The sequence below is a fragment of the Exiguobacterium profundum genome (genome assembly GCF_042652865.1).
GTDB lineage: Bacteria > Bacillota > Bacilli > Exiguobacteriales > Exiguobacteriaceae > Exiguobacterium > Exiguobacterium profundum.
Genome location: NZ_JBHSHG010000001.1, coordinates 1,725,532 through 1,741,016, shown reverse-complemented (window position 1 = coordinate 1,741,016; position 15,485 = coordinate 1,725,532). Strand labels below are relative to the sequence as shown.

Genomic DNA, 15,485 nt, shown 5'->3' with positions numbered 1-15,485 from the left:
TACCGGTAGAACCTTTGAGAGACCAACAGAAGCCCGTACGTCGATGACGTGTCGTTTCTGTTGGTCCTTTTTTGAAGAGAGGATGATTCAAGTGAATGAAGCGATTGCACGAATCGGACAAGAACGGATGATTGCCTCCATCAAAAGTCCAAAACAAATCGAGGCGTTTTTACGGACAGATGTGACGACGACGTTTCTCATGATGGGAACGCTCAGTACACTCGACCGCTATGTGGCGCACTTGAAGCGAGAGAATCGAACGGTCTTCCTCCACGCTGAGCGAATCAATGGCATCAGCCTCGACCGGGACGGGATCGATTACCTCGCCAAACGTGTCGGCGCCGATGGGATTGTCACGACGAAAGCATCCGTGCTCCAGCATGCGAAGCGAGCGGGGCTCTTGACGGTACAACGACTCTTTCTCGTCGACTCGGACGCGGTCACGAGCGGGCTCAAGCTCGCCGAGGCGCAACAACCGGATGCGATTGAACTCATGCCTGGTCTGATTCCGAGCGTCGTCGAGAAGATTTCCCGGGACGTCTCTTTTCCGATTGTGACAGGTGGCATGATTCGTCAACCGATTGACGTGCATCGCGCCCTCGATCATGGGGCATTCGCCGTATCGACCGGGGATGAACGACTTTGGCACGTACAAAGTCAGAAGGAGGAATTAGCATGAAATCGATACAACTACAACAACTGGCGAAATCATTCGGGGAGACGGAAGTCATTCGAGGGATTGACGTGACGATTGAAGCAGGAGAGTTCTTCGCACTCGTCGGTCCGTCCGGCTGCGGGAAGAGTACGATGCTTCGGATGATAGCCGGGCTCGAATCCATCACAAGCGGAACGCTTCGCATCGACGGAGTGGCAGCAAACGGGATGAAGCCGAGTGAGCGTCACTTGTCGATGGTGTTCCAAAACTATGCCCTTTACCCACATATGACGGTTGAGAAAAATATCACGTTCGGTCTACATACGAAAGGACTGACGAAGCTTGAACAGCGGGAGCGTTGCCTACAGGCGGCGGAGACACTCGGGCTCACCGATTACTTAAAACGGAAACCGCGCGAACTCTCCGGTGGTCAGCGACAGCGTGTCGCCTTGGCACGTGCCATCGTGACCGAGGCACCCATTTGCCTGATGGATGAGCCGCTTTCGAACTTGGATGCGAAACTACGGGCAAAGATGCGTTCAGAGATCCGTCAGTTACAGCGCAAACTCGGATTGACGATGATTTATGTCACCCACGACCAAGTCGAGGCGATGACGATGGCAGACCGCATCATGCTCCTCAATGAGGGGGAAGTGCAACAAGTCGGGAAGCCGCTCGACCTATACAATAAACCAGCGAATACATTCGTCGCTTCTTTCATCGGATCACCTCCGATGAATCTAGTCGACGTGACACGACAAGAAAAAGGCTGGATGGCATCAGACGGGCGAATGTTTGATCCGAACACATTGACGGAGATGTCACAGGCGACACTCGGTGTCCGTCCTGAGCAAATCAAGCCGGCGGATGAAGATGTGACGTTTTACGCAGAACTGAAGAATATTGAAGTGCTCGGGACCGAGACAATTCTCGCTTTTGACATCGGGGGGAATGAATGGTTGGCAAAATGGCCGGGGCAATGGCCGCTCACGGTCGGCGAAAAAGTGGCGTGTTATGTGGATCCGAAACAGATGTCGCTATTTGATACGAACGGACAGCGCATTGAGCCACGACAACCGAAACTGTTTGAGGCGTTGGAGGTGTTCCAATGACGGTCGCCTTACCGAGAGAGAAAGTCCGGACGCGGCTATCTGACGCAGCGAGCGGATTGTTGTACTTGTCTCCGTCTATCATCTTGTTTGGTGTCTTCCTCGTCTATCCACTGTTGCGAACGATTTATTTAAGCTTTTTCCGGACCGACACACAGGGGACACCACTCGACTTTGTCGGAGTCGGGCACTATAGCAATTTGTTCACGAGTGCGGCATTTTGGCAAAGCATTCAGGCGACAGTCGGATTCGTCCTTTTGACGGTCCCGCTCACGATTTTGATTGCGCTCGGTCTCGCACTCCTCGCCAATGAGAAACTGAAAGGGATCGGTATTTTTCGGACGGCGTTCTCGGCGACGATGGGGATGAGCGTCGCGGCGTCATCGGTCATTTGGATGTTCATGTATAATCCGTCGATCGGTATCTTCAACCGGTTTCTCGAGGCAGTGGGGGCAAGCGGTGTACAGTGGCTCCTCGATCCACAATATGCGCTCCTTTCCGTGTCACTTGCGACCGTTTGGATGAATATCGGCTTCACGTTCTTGATTCTACTCGGCGGTCTGCAGAACATCGATCGGACGTTGTATGAGAGTGCGGACATTGCCGGGACGAGTTATTGGACGCAACTTCGGGCCATCACCATCCCGATGTTGTCACCGACACTTTTCTTCGTCGGGATCATCTCGCTGATCAACGCCTTCCAGACGTTTGGACAGATTGATTTATTGACGAAAGGTGGACCGACGAATGCGACGAATGTCATCGTCTATGCCATCTACAAAGATGCGTTTATCAATTATAACGTCGGCAGTGCCAGTGCCCAGGCCGTGCTCTTATTCATCGCCGTCCTTCTGTTGACGTGGCTACAGTTCAAACTGGTCGAAAGGAAGGTGCATTACCAATGAGATTACGGAATATAGGCGTCTATGTCTTACTCATCTTGAGTGCCGTCGTCATGCTGTTTCCAATCGCCTATGCGTTTTCGATCAGTCTGATGGACGGGAAGGAAGTGCTCCAGGGACATCTCCTTCCACGTGAACCTTCATTGGAAAACTATGTGGCCGCGTTCGAACGCATCCCGATGATGACGTACCTGCTCAACAGTTTGATTGTCGCGCTCCTCGTGATGGTCGGACAGGTAGTATTATCGAGTCTTGCAGCATTCGCGTTCGTCTTCATCGACTTTAAAGGAAAAGGGCTCATCTTTATGCTCTTCCTGGCAACGATGATGGTGCCATGGGAAGCGACGATGGTCCCGAACTTTTTGACAATCCAGTCGCTCGGTTGGCTGAATAGTGTTTGGGGACTGTCTGTGCCGTTCTTCGCACTCGCATTCGGGACGTTTTTACTTCGGCAACAGTTCAAAACGATTCCGTATGAAATGTACGAGGCATCCCAAGTTGCCGGGATCAGTCGCTTCCGATTCTTTTGGAACGTCGTCTTGCCGGTCTCGAAGACACCGCTCGTCACATTGTCGGTGTATAGCTTTTTGACGACTTGGAATATGTACTTATGGCCGCTTCTCGTCACGAACACGGAACAGGCGCGGACGGTCCAAATCGGCATCAAACAGATGCAGTCGAACGAAGTCGCCTCGGATTGGGGCGTCGTCATGGCAGCAGTCATCTTGATTATCATTCCGACACTTGTATTGTTGTTCGCAGGACAAAAGCACTTGCAAGAAGGATTGACGCAAGGCGCTATCAAATAATAGGGGGATATGACAAATGAAAAAGTTAGGATTATTCGCAGGGTTGGCAAGTTCGGTGTTATTACTCGGGGCATGTGGCAGTGAAGAAGCGGCACCAGTCGCGGCGACGACAGAAGACGGAAAGACAGAGGTCGTCTTTTGGCATGCGATGAGTGGGGACTTGGAGACGGCTTTAAACAGTCAAGTCGACGCGTTCAACGCTTCGCAAGACGACTATGAAGTCAAACCGGTCTTCCAAGGAACATATGAGGAAGCGTTGACGAAATTCAATGCGGTCGCCGGTTCGGAAGACGCTCCAGCCATCATGCAGACGTTCGAGGTCGGGACGAAATACATGATCGATTCGAACAAAATCACACCAGTTCAAGAGTTCATCGACAAAGAGGATTTTGACACGAGCGTATGGGAAGAGAACATCTTGAGTTATTATCAGGTCGATGGGAAGCAATACTCGATGCCGTTCAACTCCTCGACACCGATCCTCATCTATAACAAAGAGGCGTTTGAAAAAGCAGGGCTCGATCCAGAGAAAGCACCACGCACATATGACGAGTTGAAAGAGGCGGCGAAGAAGTTGACAACGGACGGTCAGACCGGCTTCACGATGCTCAACTACGGTTGGTTCTTTGAACAGCTCTTGGCCGCACAAGGTGGACTGTATGTCGACAATGACAATGGACGAAGCGGAGACCCGACGAAAGCCGTGTTTGATGGCGAAGAAGGACAGAACGCGTTCAATCTCATCAAAGAGATGTACGATGAGAAGACATTCCTAAACGTCGGTCAAAACTGGGACGACATGCGCGCGGCATTCCAATCTGGAAAAGTTGCCATGTACCTTGATTCGTCAGCAGGAATCCGTACGGTAGCAGACAACGCGGACTTTGAAATCGGCGCATCGTACTTACCGGTACCGAATGAAGCGGAGCGTCAAGGCGTCGTCATCGGCGGGGCATCGCTCTGGATGGGTGATGGCATTGCCGAAGAGACGAAAGAAGGCGCATGGGAGTTCATGAAGTATGTCGCTTCAACGGAAGCGCAAGCACAGTGGCATGTTGACACAGGCTACTTCGCCATCAATCCGGAAGCATACAATGAACCGATCGTAAAAGAAATGTGGGCGAAATATCCACAACTGAAAGTGACGGTCGACCAACTCAGTGAGACGAAACCATCACCGGCGACACAAGGAGCGCTCATCTCGACGTTCCCGCAATCACGTCAAAGTGTCGTCAACGCGATGGAAAGTTTGTATCAAGGGGTGTCGGTCGAAGAAGCATTGAAGCGTGCGGCCGATGAGACGACTTCCACCTTGGGGCAGTGACATGTTGATTTACGCACATCGCGGCTATAGCGCCAATTACCCGGAAAATACATTGTCCGCGTTCGAGGCAGCTCTTCCCTATGTGGACGGAATCGAGCTGGACGTACAGCTATCGAAGGACGGGCGTCTCGTCGTCATTCATGACGAAACCGTCGACCGGACGACAAATGGAACGGGATGGGTGAAAGACATGACGCTTCAGGAGTTGCGCCAGTTGAAGATTGACGGCTATGAACGCATCCCAACGTTAGAAGAGGTGCTCGGACTGATTGAACGAAGCAACGTCACCCTGAACATCGAATTGAAGACGGATCAATATGCGTATCCAGGGATTGAACGTCTCGCTTGGTTTGCTGTCAACGAGTTTGAACTCGGTGACCGTGTCGTGTTCTCCTCATTCAATCGTGAAACGCTCGTCCGAATGCGAGATGCGGCACCAGTCGCCCGGCTTGCAGTGTTGACACTCACGGGTGAGTCGGACACCGTCTCGTTCGCTGAAACGATTCGGGCCGAGGCGATTCACGCCCAGCCTGCATTTATCGGTTCGAAAGCATGGGATCAGATACAACAGACGACGCTCGAGACACGGCTCTACACGATCAACGACGTGAAGGACCTTCCCCCGATAACGGTTTCGGCCATCATGACAGATGAGGTTGAACGGTTTACAAAATGAGTAGACTAAACCCCGCTCCTGAGAAGGAGCGGGGTTCATTCATGTCATGATCGGTTCTGGTGTGTCATAGGTTGAGATGACAACTTGATTACGCCCTTCGTTTTTCGCTTGATAGAGCGCCGAATCAGCGAGATCTACCATCCGCTTGATGGGGAGCGAGGTCCCGTGTGCGACCCCGACGGACGTCGTGATTTGAATCGGTGGAAAATCGTTCAAGTGGAATAGTTCAGCAGCAATCCGTTCTCGTATCCGGTTGGCCACTTTGTCTACCTTCTCTGGCGTCAAGTCGTACATCAAGATGACGAATTCTTCGCCACCGATTCGTGCGACAGTGTCATGGGCACGCGTCTCGACTTTTAAGATGTTGGCGAACTGTTGTAAGACGAGATCACCGTTTCCGTGACCATATGTATCGTTCACATGTTTAAAATGATCGATATCGAGCGCGAGTACATTGTACGTCCGATTCTCTTGACCGATGGAAGCCGTATATCGATCCCACACACGTCGATTGTATAGACCGGTCAAATGGTCTCGTTCAGACGACTGTTTGTACTCGATGGCACGGCGGGTCGTTTGTTCTAGGTCGATGGTGAGGATGCTCGAGAGTAGACCGACGAGCATGCCAATCATCCAAATGGACAAGACGAGGGATACATAGGCTGTGCTCCAACCCATATTGATATAGACGGCAATCGAAATAATGAAGAGCGCCCATACGTTCAAAAAGATACTCTGTAAGAAGAGTCGCTCCCGAAGCAGCCGATGAATCCAGAGCATCCCGATGCTGACGATGAACGTCGCGATAAATGCAATCATGGCCTGCTCGGTCATTCCGAACAAGAATCGTGTACTGGCGATGACAAGTGTCGCAATGAATAAAGGAAAACGAGCACCATAAAAAGCAAGCAACACGAGCGGTAAGTGACGTAAATCCACACGGACCATATCGTTAGCTTCTACGGCGTTATACATCAAAAACAGACCGAGTGCACCGGCGAGTATTCCAATCACAGAACTACGAAGACGGTACGAATTAAAAAGCGAAGAATGATAAATCTTCGAGATGATATAAAATCCGGTGAATGCGACACAAGCATTGAGCAACAAGACGGTGAGCGTCATTCCTTCACGACCTTTTTCATAGACTATACATTAACGGTAGCAGTCTTCAAATAATTGTCAATCTGAAGGTGTGTAAATGTTCATTATCTTTTCACGCTTTCTTCTTTGTTCCTCGAAACGCAAAAAACATAGCGATGCCAATTCCAATGCCGAGCCACCAATTATCGAGGGTGAGCCCGAAAACGACGGCGAATACGACCGCGACGGGAATCGATAAGTAGCCACGTTGTTTCATCTTCATTTCCTCCTCTCTTCGACACTTCTTTATTCCCAAAACGAATGCGCTTCATTCTTGAATCGAAACAAATTAAAAAACGTTCGACCGATTAAATCAGTCGAACGAAACCGAATGTTTAGGTGATGATTGCAATGAACAACTCTGTCTGGTGTGGAGCTCGATCGTAAAGGTGGTGCCTTCCCCGTATACCGAGTCCGCATGAATTCCCCAACCATGGGCTTCAGCGATTCGTTTACAGATTCGTAGACCGAGACCGGTTCCTTTGATCGATTGGTGGGCAGCGGATTCGACACGGTAATATTCATCAAATACGTATGGAAGTGCTTCTTCCGGAATCCCGATGCCGGTATCGGATACAGATAAGATGATTGTGCCAGCACATTCAAATACTCTCGTATGGACCGTACCGCCGTCAGGAGAGTACTTGATGGCGTTACCAATGAGGTTATGGAGCAATTGCCGTAACTTTTCTTCATCTGCTTGAATCGAGACATCATTCGTTTCAAATGTCACTGTATGAAGCGGGGAGGTCGTCTGATAGCTCGACATGACATCCTCTAAAAGAGGACGGAGTGCGAACGTCGTCACGGTCAGTTGGTCAGCCGTGTAGCGCTCTTTTTGATAATCGAGGAAATTATCGACGAGCCGCTCCAGCCGTTCCGATTCTTGTTTGACTTGTGTTAGCATCTGATACGACTTTTCCGAACCTTGATGGCGTGTCATGAGTAACTCCGTATAGCCATGGATGGCAGTCAATGGCGTGCGGAAATCATGAGACAGTTCGGCAAGGAAACTGTCTTTACGTTCTTCAAAGCGGACAGCTTCTGTTTGGTCGCGCCACATGATGAAAACGCCACGTGGTGTGCGCGTGAAGTTGAAAATCAAATGTAGCGTCTTGTCATTAAAGCGCAGACGACGTGAGGTCATCCTTGGATCCGTTTCAGTCGCACATTCGAGCAATTCCTGGATGAGGTGCATGACTTGTGCGGAATCCGCCCCATGCTGTTCCAACGTGGCATATAAATAACGAGTCAATGTTTCCAATGTGTCAAAAGATTGTGTTGTCATCGAAGGGCACCATTGCCGAAGAGAATCATTCGAATACAGACGACATCTTGAGAAATCGATATAACACATCGCATCCTGTACTTCTTCCACGATGGAAGCGATGGAGAACGTGTGGCGTTGCTGTTTTTGACGAGCGGAGCGTTTCTGCCTAATCCTATGGAATCGGCGCATGGACCTACCTCCTCGCGAACATTTGTACATGCATTCACAATAAGTATACGACATTCGAGAAGGAATCCCTATACAGGCAATAGTCCTAGCAGAAACGTATCGAAATCGGGACGGATACAAAACACCTCTCCGCTGATAGAACAGAGAGGTGTCGGTCATTCGGTCACTTTTACTTGTCCCATCATCCCATTTTCTTCATGCTCGAGGATGTGGCAATGATACATAAATGTGCCGGTTTTCGTGAAGGTGATTTCAATCTTTACTCGTTCATCTGGAGCGACGGCTACCGTATCTTTCCACCCTTTTTCCTGATCGGATGGTGGGTTGCCGTCTCGACTAATGACTCGGAACTGGACGCCGTGGATGTGGAAGGGATGTGTCATCCCACCCATCATATCTGGTTTATTTTCAATTTCCCATACCTTGGTGTCTCCGCGTTTCGCTTCGATGTCGATACGCTCCGGATCATAGGTCTTTCCGTTGATTGAAACCATGTTACCCATTCCAAAAAGGGTGAGCCGTCGATCTGCCGTCTTATCTGTCGAGCGCTCCATCGTCTCGGTCACCGGAATCTTAATGGACGCCTTGTCGAGTTCACCGACACGAAACGTAGTGAATGTCACTCCGTCCGCTTTTAAGGCGGCGACATCTTCAACTTGTGAAAAATCTATCAGCACTTCGGCCCGTTCACCTGGTGTCAACGTGATGGTTCTTAAGGGAATCGGGCGCTCTAACGGTCCTCCGTCTGTCGCAATCTGCGTCATCTCGGCCTCGTTAGATAACGTAAAATCAAAATCGCGCGCATTCGAACCGTTGACTAGTCGCACACGTAACGTCTCGGTTTGAACGTCGAACGTCGTGTTGATGGCTCCATTCGCAAGAATTGTATCCCCGGTCGTTCCGTCAACGTTCATATGGGCATCATAATCTAACCCACCGTTAGGAGTGAAGCGTCGATCTTGTACAATGAGCGGGATGTCGTCGACTCCATATTCATTCGGGAGACCATTCGGTGTATCGTTAGTCACATAAAGAAGACCGGCAAGCCCTTTATAAACTTGTTCAGCTGTCGAACCCATCGGATGGGGGTGAAACCACAGCGTACTAGGTTCTTGGTCGATGTCGAGTCGAACTTGTGCCCGTTCACCTGGTGCGACGGTCTGATGAGGTCCCCCGTCCATGTCGGCAGGAATGACGAGTCCGTGCCAGTGGAACGTTGTCGGTTCATCCAATCGATTGATGGTATCGATTACGACTGTTTTTCCTTTCGGTAACTCGATCATTGGTCCGAGTAAGTCTCCATTATAACCGAATGTTTCCGATTTCTTGCCGTCTTTGAAAAATTGTGACGTGCCTTTAGTTGCTTCCACCGTATAGTAGACCGTGTCTTCCGTGACACGATCTGGCTGTAAGGCGGTCGGAATCGGAAGCGGCTGTGTCGGTTCATCCGATGCTTGGAGCTCTTGCCTCGCTCCGTGTCCCATCTGACCCGTTGCCGAATCGTTTCCCATCATATGATTTTGGTCCATATTGTTGTTATGGTTCCATGTCCCGTTGAAGAGGACGACTAGTAAAACGAAGATGCCCCCAATTAAAATCCCCGTCAACAGAAACCACATTCCTTTCGATTTCATTCTATAACACTCCTTCATTGTTCAGTCCTCACTTTGTTGTACCACCTAATTGTGAAAGAAACATGAAAGTCCAAATCTGTTTAATTATATACCATATGGGGGTATACAATTCGTGTAAAGGAGAGGATGAATGATGGAACATGCACACGATCAACATCATGAATATCATAAGGGAAGTCACGAGTCTCATCATGGCGGACACGGACACGAGCATATGATTGATGATTTCAAACGACGTTTCTTCATATCGCTCGGACTGATGATTCCGATTTTATTGTTATCGGACATGATTCAAGAATGGCTGCGGTTTGAACTCGATTTTCCGCTTGAAAAGACAATCTTATTTGTATTGGCGACGATTGTATATGTATACGGCGGATGGCCGTTCTTAAAAGGAAGTGTGGAAGAGCTACGAGAGCGTAGCCCGGGCATGATGATGCTCATTGGCTTGGCGATTAGCGTCGCTTACTTTTATAGCGCAGCTGTCGTCTTTGGATACGGAAGTGGGCATGACTTCTTTTGGGAACTCGCTTCACTGATTGTGATCATGCTACTCGGTCACTGGATTGAGATGCGTTCGGTCATGGGGGCATCAAATGCGTTAGAACAACTCGTACAACTGCTCCCGAACGAGGCGCATCGCATCAATGGGGAAGAAACGGAAGACGTTCCCATCTCTGAACTGAAGGAAGGAGACCGAATCCTCGTCAAACCGGGGGAGCAGGTACCCGTGGACGGGAAAATCATCAAAGGACGAACGACCATCGACGAGTCGATGTTGACCGGCGAATCGGTACCGGTCGAAAAAACAGAAGGTGAAGATGTCATTGCGGGTTCGATCAACCAAGAAGGGAGCTTGACGATTGAAACGATTGGTACGGGAGAAAGAACGTACTTGTCAAAAGTGATTGAATTGGTGAGTGAGGCACAAAAATCGAAGTCACGGGCTCAAAATTTGGCGAATCGGGCGGCAAAATATTTGTTCTATATCGCAATTGCCGCTGGAGTCATCACGTTCACGGTTTGGTTCATGCTCGGATATTCGGTCGGGACGGCGGTTGAACGGATGGTAACGGTCATGGTCATCTCATGTCCCCATGCACTTGGACTGGCGACACCTCTTGTTGTCGCTGTTTCGACAGCATTATCGGCGAAACAAGGTCTTCTCATCCGCAATCGGACTCAATTTGAAGAGGCGCGTCGACTCGATGCCGTCATTTTCGATAAGACCGGTACGCTGACGGAAGGGAATTTCGGAGTCACAGACATACAGGCGAGCTCGTCTTATAAGGAAGAAGACGTGTTGCAACTCGCAGGAGCAGTTGAGCGTGAGTCGCAACATCCTCTCGCGCAAGGGATTTTAAGAGAAGCCGAGAGACGGGAATTGAAACTGGCGGCTGTCGACGACTTCGGTTCGATGACAGGTGTCGGATTGGAAGGAACGGTTGACGGTGCGCGTGTTCAAGTCGTCAGTCCGCGACATATCCGCGATCAACACATTCAAATTGATGAGGAGACGTTTGCACGACTCTCGGAAGAAGGAAAGACCGTCGTCTTTGTTTTGAAAGACGGAGAATGGGTCGGGATGATTGCGATGGCCGATCTGGTGAGGGAAGAAGCGAAGGAGACCGTCGAGGCACTTCATGAAAAAGGCATTCGCTCGATCATGTTGACGGGTGACAACGAGAAGGTCGCGCATTGGGTCGCGGGTCAGCTCGGTATCGATGACGTGTATGCCGAAGTATTACCGGACGACAAGGCAAACCAAGTGAAAGACGTCCAAAAAGATGGCAGCAAAGTAGCGATGGTCGGAGATGGAATCAATGATGCACCTGCCTTAGCACAAGCGGATGTCGGCATCGCAATCGGGAGCGGGACAGACGTTGCCGTCGAAACGGCAGATATTGTCCTCGTCCGCAGTAATCCGAAAGATGTCCTATCGATTTTGGAGCTTTCACAGAACACGTATCGTAAGATGATTCAAAACTTGTGGTGGGCAGCCGGGTATAACATCGTCGCCATCCCGCTTGCTGCAGGCGTGCTGGCTCCGATTGGAATCATCTTGTCCCCAGCCATCGGTGCCGTCTTGATGAGTATAAGCACAGTTATTGTCGCAATCAATGCTCGACTTTTGAAGATTTAACATTTCTTTCACCTTTAGTCAGTATGCTAGATGGGATGCTAATGATGGAGGGATCGAGATGAAACGAACGTTAATGCTATCACTATTCCTGACTCCACTGCTCCTGTCGGCGTGTGGAACAGAAGACGCACCGTCGGACACGAGTCAATCCGAGAATGTGACGACAACTACAAAAGACGAGTGGCAACGTGTGGGATCCGATGAAACGGTCTCCCACATCCACGGAGCTGGATTTTGGCAAGACGACGAACGTCTTGTCATCGCGACGCATGCCGGATTGATGGAATATCGAGAAGATGGTTGGTATACGCTGCCGACAAATCGCCATGACTACATGGGATTTGAAGTCGTCGAGGATGGATTTTATGCGAGCGGTCACCCCGATCGTCGGACAGATTTCAAAAATCCACTTGGGGTCATGCATGGAAAAAATCATGGGGCGGTACTCGAGAGTCGGTCGCTTGAAGGCGAGGCAGATTTCCACTATATGAGTGCCGGTTATGCCACAGGTACACTCTACGTTTATTTGGAGGAAGCGACCTCGGAGCTAGAGCCGGGATTTTATCGTTCCATCGATGGTGGGAAATCATTTGAACCGATGCAGGTACAAGGGATAGAGGAAGCGCAAGTGGCAGGAATCGTCGCCGATGCGACGGATGCGGAGCGCGTCTTCTTGTACGGGCCGTCCGGCATCCTCGTTTCGAATGACTCTGGAGATTCGTTCGAGCCACTTGTTGAAGCAGAACAAGTTGTCACGGTCGGAGCGGATGAGGGGCAGCTGGCATACGTACGACAGACAGATGGTTCTTTCGAAGGGGTTCGTTTCAACTTAGACGATGAGTCGACAGAGACGTTCAATCTTCCAGAGCTTCAAGCGGACGTTGTGCCAATCGAATTGGCAGTCAACGAGGAGCGCATGTTGCTTGTCACATCGGATAACAGCGTATATGAGTTTACAGACGGGGAATGGGAGATGCGCCTCGACAAAGGTGAGCTCAATTGATTAAAAGACGCCTTTCCATTATAGGATAGGCGTCTTTTTGTCGAGTGGAATCGTGACGGTGAAAGAAGTGCCCGATACATCAGACGTGACTGTCAATTCTCCACCGTGACGGTTGACGATTTGGTCAGCGATGGCGAGTCCGAGGCCGCTCCCGCCAGTCTGTCGGGACCGTGATTTTTCCACACGATACAGGCGGTCAAAAATGTGCGGTAAATCTTCTTCGGGAATGCCTTTCCCATTGTCTGTAATGGTCAGGATCAGGTGAGTGTCCGTGACATTTGAACGCAGGGAGACATGTGAGGCCTCACTATGCTCAATCGCATTATGGGCGATTGAGCGGAAGACTTGGAGCATCCGGTGCCGATCCAATGTAAGAGCGATGTCTTGTTGTCCCGCGTTCGACGAAGCATCGAAGCGAATCGTCGTCATCCGGAACATTGTATCGAGCATTCGACGTAAGTCCGCACAAAACGTTGTGACGGTCACTTCTTCTCGATGCAATAAGAACGTGTTCTCATCGAGCTGTGCCAGTTGAAACGCATTTTCGACGAGTTCTGTGAGCGACCGGCTTTCATCTAAGATTGTCTGAATCGATTGCTTGCGTAACGATTCGGGCGTACTTTCTTTCGAAGCGATTTCGGCGTAACCCCTCAAGTACGTGAGAGGGGTCTTGATTTCATGCGATAGGTCGGATAAGAACTGACGACGTTCCCGCCGTAGTCTGGATAGTTCCACTGACATCGATTCGATGGCACGCGCTAATTCACCGATTTCGTCGACACGATTGGTCGGTAACTGTAAATCGTCTGGGTTTGTCAATACATTCTCCGTTGCTTGTTTTAATGATTGGATCGGTTTTGAAATCAATCGACTCAAGAGGATGAACGTCAAGACGGTCGTCACGAGCGCGATCGCTGTGATATATAGGAATCGCCACTGGAGCCGATGGCTAATTCCATGAATGATTTCAGTCGGTAAAAACATATAGACGTATCCATACCGTCTGTCGGTATCATCTGTGATTGGCGTACGAACGATCAAATACGGTTCGTTTTCCCAGTCGTTCTCTAGGACAGTCGTGTCGTCGAAGGAGCCAGTTTGTTTTTTCGAATCGACTGTATCGGCAAGGACTTGGGGAAAGAAGCGTGAAGTCTGAAGAAGATGATGCGTGGGATCAGTGATGGCGACTTTCGTATCGGTCTCACTTTCCATAGTCGCTACATGATCAATCGTCTCTTCGGAAAAATTCATTGCTAATACGCTCGCATGGCTCTCGGCCCGAGATTCAAGGCGATTGATTTCTTCTACAACACGTTCACCGAGAAGCGTGTGATAGAGGAGAAGAAACAACACACCTTCAATCAATAGGGTGGATAGAAGAAAGACGAGGCTGATGCGAAACGGTAGACTGTTACGACCTCGCTTCATCCGGAACGCTCCTCGGTCCATCGATAGCCACGTCCCCATACCGTCTTTAAATAATCATCAATCGGGAATCCTGCATCGCCTAACTTTTCTCGAATCATACGAATATGCGCATCAACGGTGCGTGGGTCGGATTCTGCAGAATAGGGCCAGACAAGGTCAAACAAATCTAGTCGGTTGAAGAGGCGATTCGGGTGCTGAAGGAACAATTTTAAGATGGCCGTCGCTTTTGGTGTGAGGACAATCTCTTGTTCTTCATACAAAACGCGTCCGCTCTCCTCATCGTAACGTAGTGGTCCGTATTGGATGTTGACGACACGGGTCCGGCGCAAGACGGCACGAATACGAGCGAGGAGCACGTTCCCATCGAACGGTTTGGTGACGTAATCATCCGCTCCAGCATCTAATCCTTGGATGGTCGTCTCATTGTCTGAACGTGCCGTCAACAAGACGACAGGTAATGCCGGATCCATCGTCTTTAACTGACGACAAAGTGAGATCCCATCTACTTCTGGCATCATAATATCTAAAAGGACGAGATCCGGTCGCTCTTCGATTTTGTCGAGTGCGGAACGGGCATCGCTCGCCTCGATGCAAAAGTAGCCGTCACTTTCAAGAAACAAACGAATCAAATGTCTCATTTTTTCTTCATCGTCTACGATGAGAATCTTCATCTTGCATTCCTCCTTCCTCTTATTATTATCGTTCCGTGTGCTTTGCGTGATTTCCTTCCATGGCGAAAAGAGTCTGTAGTTGTTCACGTGCGCGTTCGACGTCTCGACAGTAAATGACGGGTACTCTCGCGTCAATCGGTCGATCCGTGACGATGGCTACTGCACCATTTCGGATGGCGGCCCTCACTAAATCGACGCCACGTTCATTGATTGGGCGCTTGCATATATATAAAAACATTTTATTTATTTTTTCTGGTGTCGTTCCGATTCCGCGAATTGTCATTTCTTCCGGGTGATCGAGATAGGACCAAGATAAAACAGAATCAAGTGTTGCCAGTACGTCACGCAATGTCCGCTCTTGCATCATCGTTCTCCTTCCTTGCATGAACTCAATTTCACTAGTGTACCCGATGTTTGTGAAAAAGAAGTGAAAAGCGTTAAGAGTACGATTAGACGGAGAAATAGGCGGGTTTGAGTATAGAACAAGTAGGAAAAAGAGTTTTTATACGCACAATAAGAAAGGATGAAT

Annotated in this window: 15 protein-coding genes; 8 read left to right on the top strand and 7 right to left on the bottom strand. The window is 49.7% G+C overall.

What is annotated here, in order from left to right; genetic code table 11:
• Positions 1-91 precede the first annotated feature (91 nt).
• Genes ACFO4U_RS08855 through ACFO4U_RS08830 form a run of 6 tightly spaced genes read left to right on the top strand, consistent with a single transcriptional unit; the run spans position 92 to position 5,475 of the window.
• Positions 92-679, top strand: coding sequence for a glycerol-3-phosphate responsive antiterminator (locus tag ACFO4U_RS08855; RefSeq protein ID WP_084543122.1), 588 nt, complete (start codon positions 92-94; stop codon positions 677-679).
• Entirely contained in the window at positions 676-1,767 is a 1,092-nt protein-coding gene (locus ACFO4U_RS08850) for an ABC transporter ATP-binding protein (RefSeq protein ID WP_159562953.1), read from the top strand. Before ACFO4U_RS08855 ends, ACFO4U_RS08850 begins: the two co-directional genes overlap by 4 nt.
• Positions 1,764-2,669 carry a carbohydrate ABC transporter permease gene (locus ACFO4U_RS08845; protein ID WP_214690443.1) on the top strand — a complete coding sequence of 302 codons (906 nt, stop codon included), beginning with the start codon at positions 1,764-1,766 and terminating at the stop codon, positions 2,667-2,669. Before ACFO4U_RS08850 ends, ACFO4U_RS08845 begins: the two co-directional genes overlap by 4 nt.
• Entirely contained in the window at positions 2,666-3,475 is an 810-nt protein-coding gene (locus ACFO4U_RS08840) for a carbohydrate ABC transporter permease (protein WP_215243631.1), read from the top strand. The genes ACFO4U_RS08845 and ACFO4U_RS08840 overlap by 4 nt, the downstream gene beginning before the upstream one ends.
• 16 nt (positions 3,476-3,491) lie before the next feature.
• Complete coding sequence (locus ACFO4U_RS08835; RefSeq protein ID WP_074035774.1) at positions 3,492-4,799, top strand: ABC transporter substrate-binding protein; 1,308 nt, start codon at positions 3,492-3,494, stop codon at positions 4,797-4,799.
• A 1-nt stretch (position 4,800) separates the two neighbouring features.
• On the top strand, positions 4,801-5,475 hold the full coding sequence (locus ACFO4U_RS08830) for a glycerophosphodiester phosphodiesterase (protein WP_215243632.1): 675 nt from the start codon (positions 4,801-4,803) through the stop codon (positions 5,473-5,475).
• A 39-nt stretch (positions 5,476-5,514) separates the two neighbouring features.
• On the opposite strand, the gene ACFO4U_RS08825 is transcribed toward ACFO4U_RS08830, so the two are convergent.
• The 4 genes from ACFO4U_RS08825 to ACFO4U_RS08810 all read right to left on the bottom strand — a co-directional run bounded on the left by ACFO4U_RS08825 (position 5,515) and on the right by ACFO4U_RS08810 (position 9,711).
• Positions 5,515-6,600, bottom strand: a complete 1,086-nt coding sequence (locus ACFO4U_RS08825; RefSeq protein ID WP_196431250.1) for a GGDEF domain-containing protein — start codon at positions 6,598-6,600, stop codon at positions 5,515-5,517.
• 91 nt (positions 6,601-6,691) lie between these two features.
• On the bottom strand, positions 6,692-6,835 hold the full coding sequence (locus ACFO4U_RS08820) for a hypothetical protein (protein WP_026825140.1): 144 nt from the start codon (positions 6,833-6,835) through the stop codon (positions 6,692-6,694).
• A 96-nt stretch (positions 6,836-6,931) separates the two neighbouring features.
• Positions 6,932-8,077, bottom strand: a complete 1,146-nt coding sequence (locus ACFO4U_RS08815; RefSeq protein WP_215243633.1) for a sensor histidine kinase — start codon at positions 8,075-8,077, stop codon at positions 6,932-6,934.
• Between the two features lie 155 nt (positions 8,078-8,232).
• Positions 8,233-9,711: a multicopper oxidase family protein gene (locus ACFO4U_RS08810; RefSeq protein ID WP_251125265.1), complete on the bottom strand. Its 1,479-nt coding sequence runs from the start codon at positions 9,709-9,711 to the stop codon at positions 8,233-8,235.
• A gap of 130 nt (positions 9,712-9,841) precedes the next feature.
• Between ACFO4U_RS08810 and ACFO4U_RS08805 the strand changes: the two genes are divergently transcribed.
• Both ACFO4U_RS08805 and ACFO4U_RS08800 read left to right on the top strand, forming a co-directional pair.
• A complete protein-coding gene (locus ACFO4U_RS08805; RefSeq protein ID WP_215243634.1) occupies positions 9,842-11,854 on the top strand; it encodes a heavy metal translocating P-type ATPase in 2,013 nt (670 codons plus the stop codon).
• A gap of 58 nt (positions 11,855-11,912) precedes the next feature.
• On the top strand, positions 11,913-12,857 hold the full coding sequence (locus ACFO4U_RS08800; protein WP_214690446.1) for a F510_1955 family glycosylhydrolase: 945 nt from the start codon (positions 11,913-11,915) through the stop codon (positions 12,855-12,857).
• An 18-nt stretch (positions 12,858-12,875) separates the two neighbouring features.
• Here the strand turns inward: ACFO4U_RS08800 and ACFO4U_RS08795 are convergent, their stop codons facing one another.
• From ACFO4U_RS08795 to ACFO4U_RS08785, 3 genes are read right to left on the bottom strand one after another with little or no spacing between them, the layout of a single operon-like run.
• Positions 12,876-14,285, bottom strand: coding sequence for a sensor histidine kinase (locus ACFO4U_RS08795; protein WP_215243635.1), 1,410 nt, complete (start codon positions 14,283-14,285; stop codon positions 12,876-12,878).
• Positions 14,282-14,956, bottom strand: coding sequence for a response regulator transcription factor (locus tag ACFO4U_RS08790; RefSeq protein ID WP_012727305.1), 675 nt, complete (start codon positions 14,954-14,956; stop codon positions 14,282-14,284). The genes ACFO4U_RS08795 and ACFO4U_RS08790 overlap by 4 nt, the downstream gene beginning before the upstream one ends.
• 25 nt (positions 14,957-14,981) lie before the next feature.
• Positions 14,982-15,320, bottom strand: a complete 339-nt coding sequence (locus tag ACFO4U_RS08785) for a UDP-N-acetylmuramoylalanyl-D-glutamate--2, 6-diaminopimelate ligase (protein ID WP_012727304.1) — start codon at positions 15,318-15,320, stop codon at positions 14,982-14,984.
• Between the last annotated feature and the right edge of the window lie 165 nt (positions 15,321-15,485).

Bases quoted from the DNA above. Each gene is read 5' to 3' on its own strand.
- ACFO4U_RS08850 (WP_159562953.1), top strand. From the start codon at position 676: ATGAAATCGATACAACTACAACAACTGGCGAAATCATTCGGGGAGACG.
- ACFO4U_RS08845 (WP_214690443.1), top strand. From the start codon at position 1,764: ATGACGGTCGCCTTACCGAGAGAGAAAGTCCGGACGCGGCTATCTGAC.
- ACFO4U_RS08840 (WP_215243631.1), top strand. From the start codon at position 2,666: ATGAGATTACGGAATATAGGCGTCTATGTCTTACTCATCTTGAGTGCC.
- ACFO4U_RS08835 (WP_074035774.1), top strand. From the start codon at position 3,492: ATGAAAAAGTTAGGATTATTCGCAGGGTTGGCAAGTTCGGTGTTATTA.
- ACFO4U_RS08830 (WP_215243632.1), top strand. From the start codon at position 4,801: ATGTTGATTTACGCACATCGCGGCTATAGCGCCAATTACCCGGAAAAT.
- ACFO4U_RS08825 (WP_196431250.1), bottom strand. From the start codon at position 6,600: ATGACGCTCACCGTCTTGTTGCTCAATGCTTGTGTCGCATTCACCGGA.
- ACFO4U_RS08820 (WP_026825140.1), bottom strand. From the start codon at position 6,835: ATGAAACAACGTGGCTACTTATCGATTCCCGTCGCGGTCGTATTCGCC.
- ACFO4U_RS08815 (WP_215243633.1), bottom strand. From the start codon at position 8,077: ATGCGCCGATTCCATAGGATTAGGCAGAAACGCTCCGCTCGTCAAAAA.
- ACFO4U_RS08810 (WP_251125265.1), bottom strand. From the start codon at position 9,711: ATGAAATCGAAAGGAATGTGGTTTCTGTTGACGGGGATTTTAATTGGG.
- ACFO4U_RS08805 (WP_215243634.1), top strand. From the start codon at position 9,842: ATGATGGAACATGCACACGATCAACATCATGAATATCATAAGGGAAGT.
- ACFO4U_RS08800 (WP_214690446.1), top strand. From the start codon at position 11,913: ATGAAACGAACGTTAATGCTATCACTATTCCTGACTCCACTGCTCCTG.
- ACFO4U_RS08795 (WP_215243635.1), bottom strand. From the start codon at position 14,285: ATGAAGCGAGGTCGTAACAGTCTACCGTTTCGCATCAGCCTCGTCTTT.
- ACFO4U_RS08790 (WP_012727305.1), bottom strand. From the start codon at position 14,956: ATGAAGATTCTCATCGTAGACGATGAAGAAAAAATGAGACATTTGATT.
- ACFO4U_RS08785 (WP_012727304.1), bottom strand. From the start codon at position 15,320: ATGCAAGAGCGGACATTGCGTGACGTACTGGCAACACTTGATTCTGTT.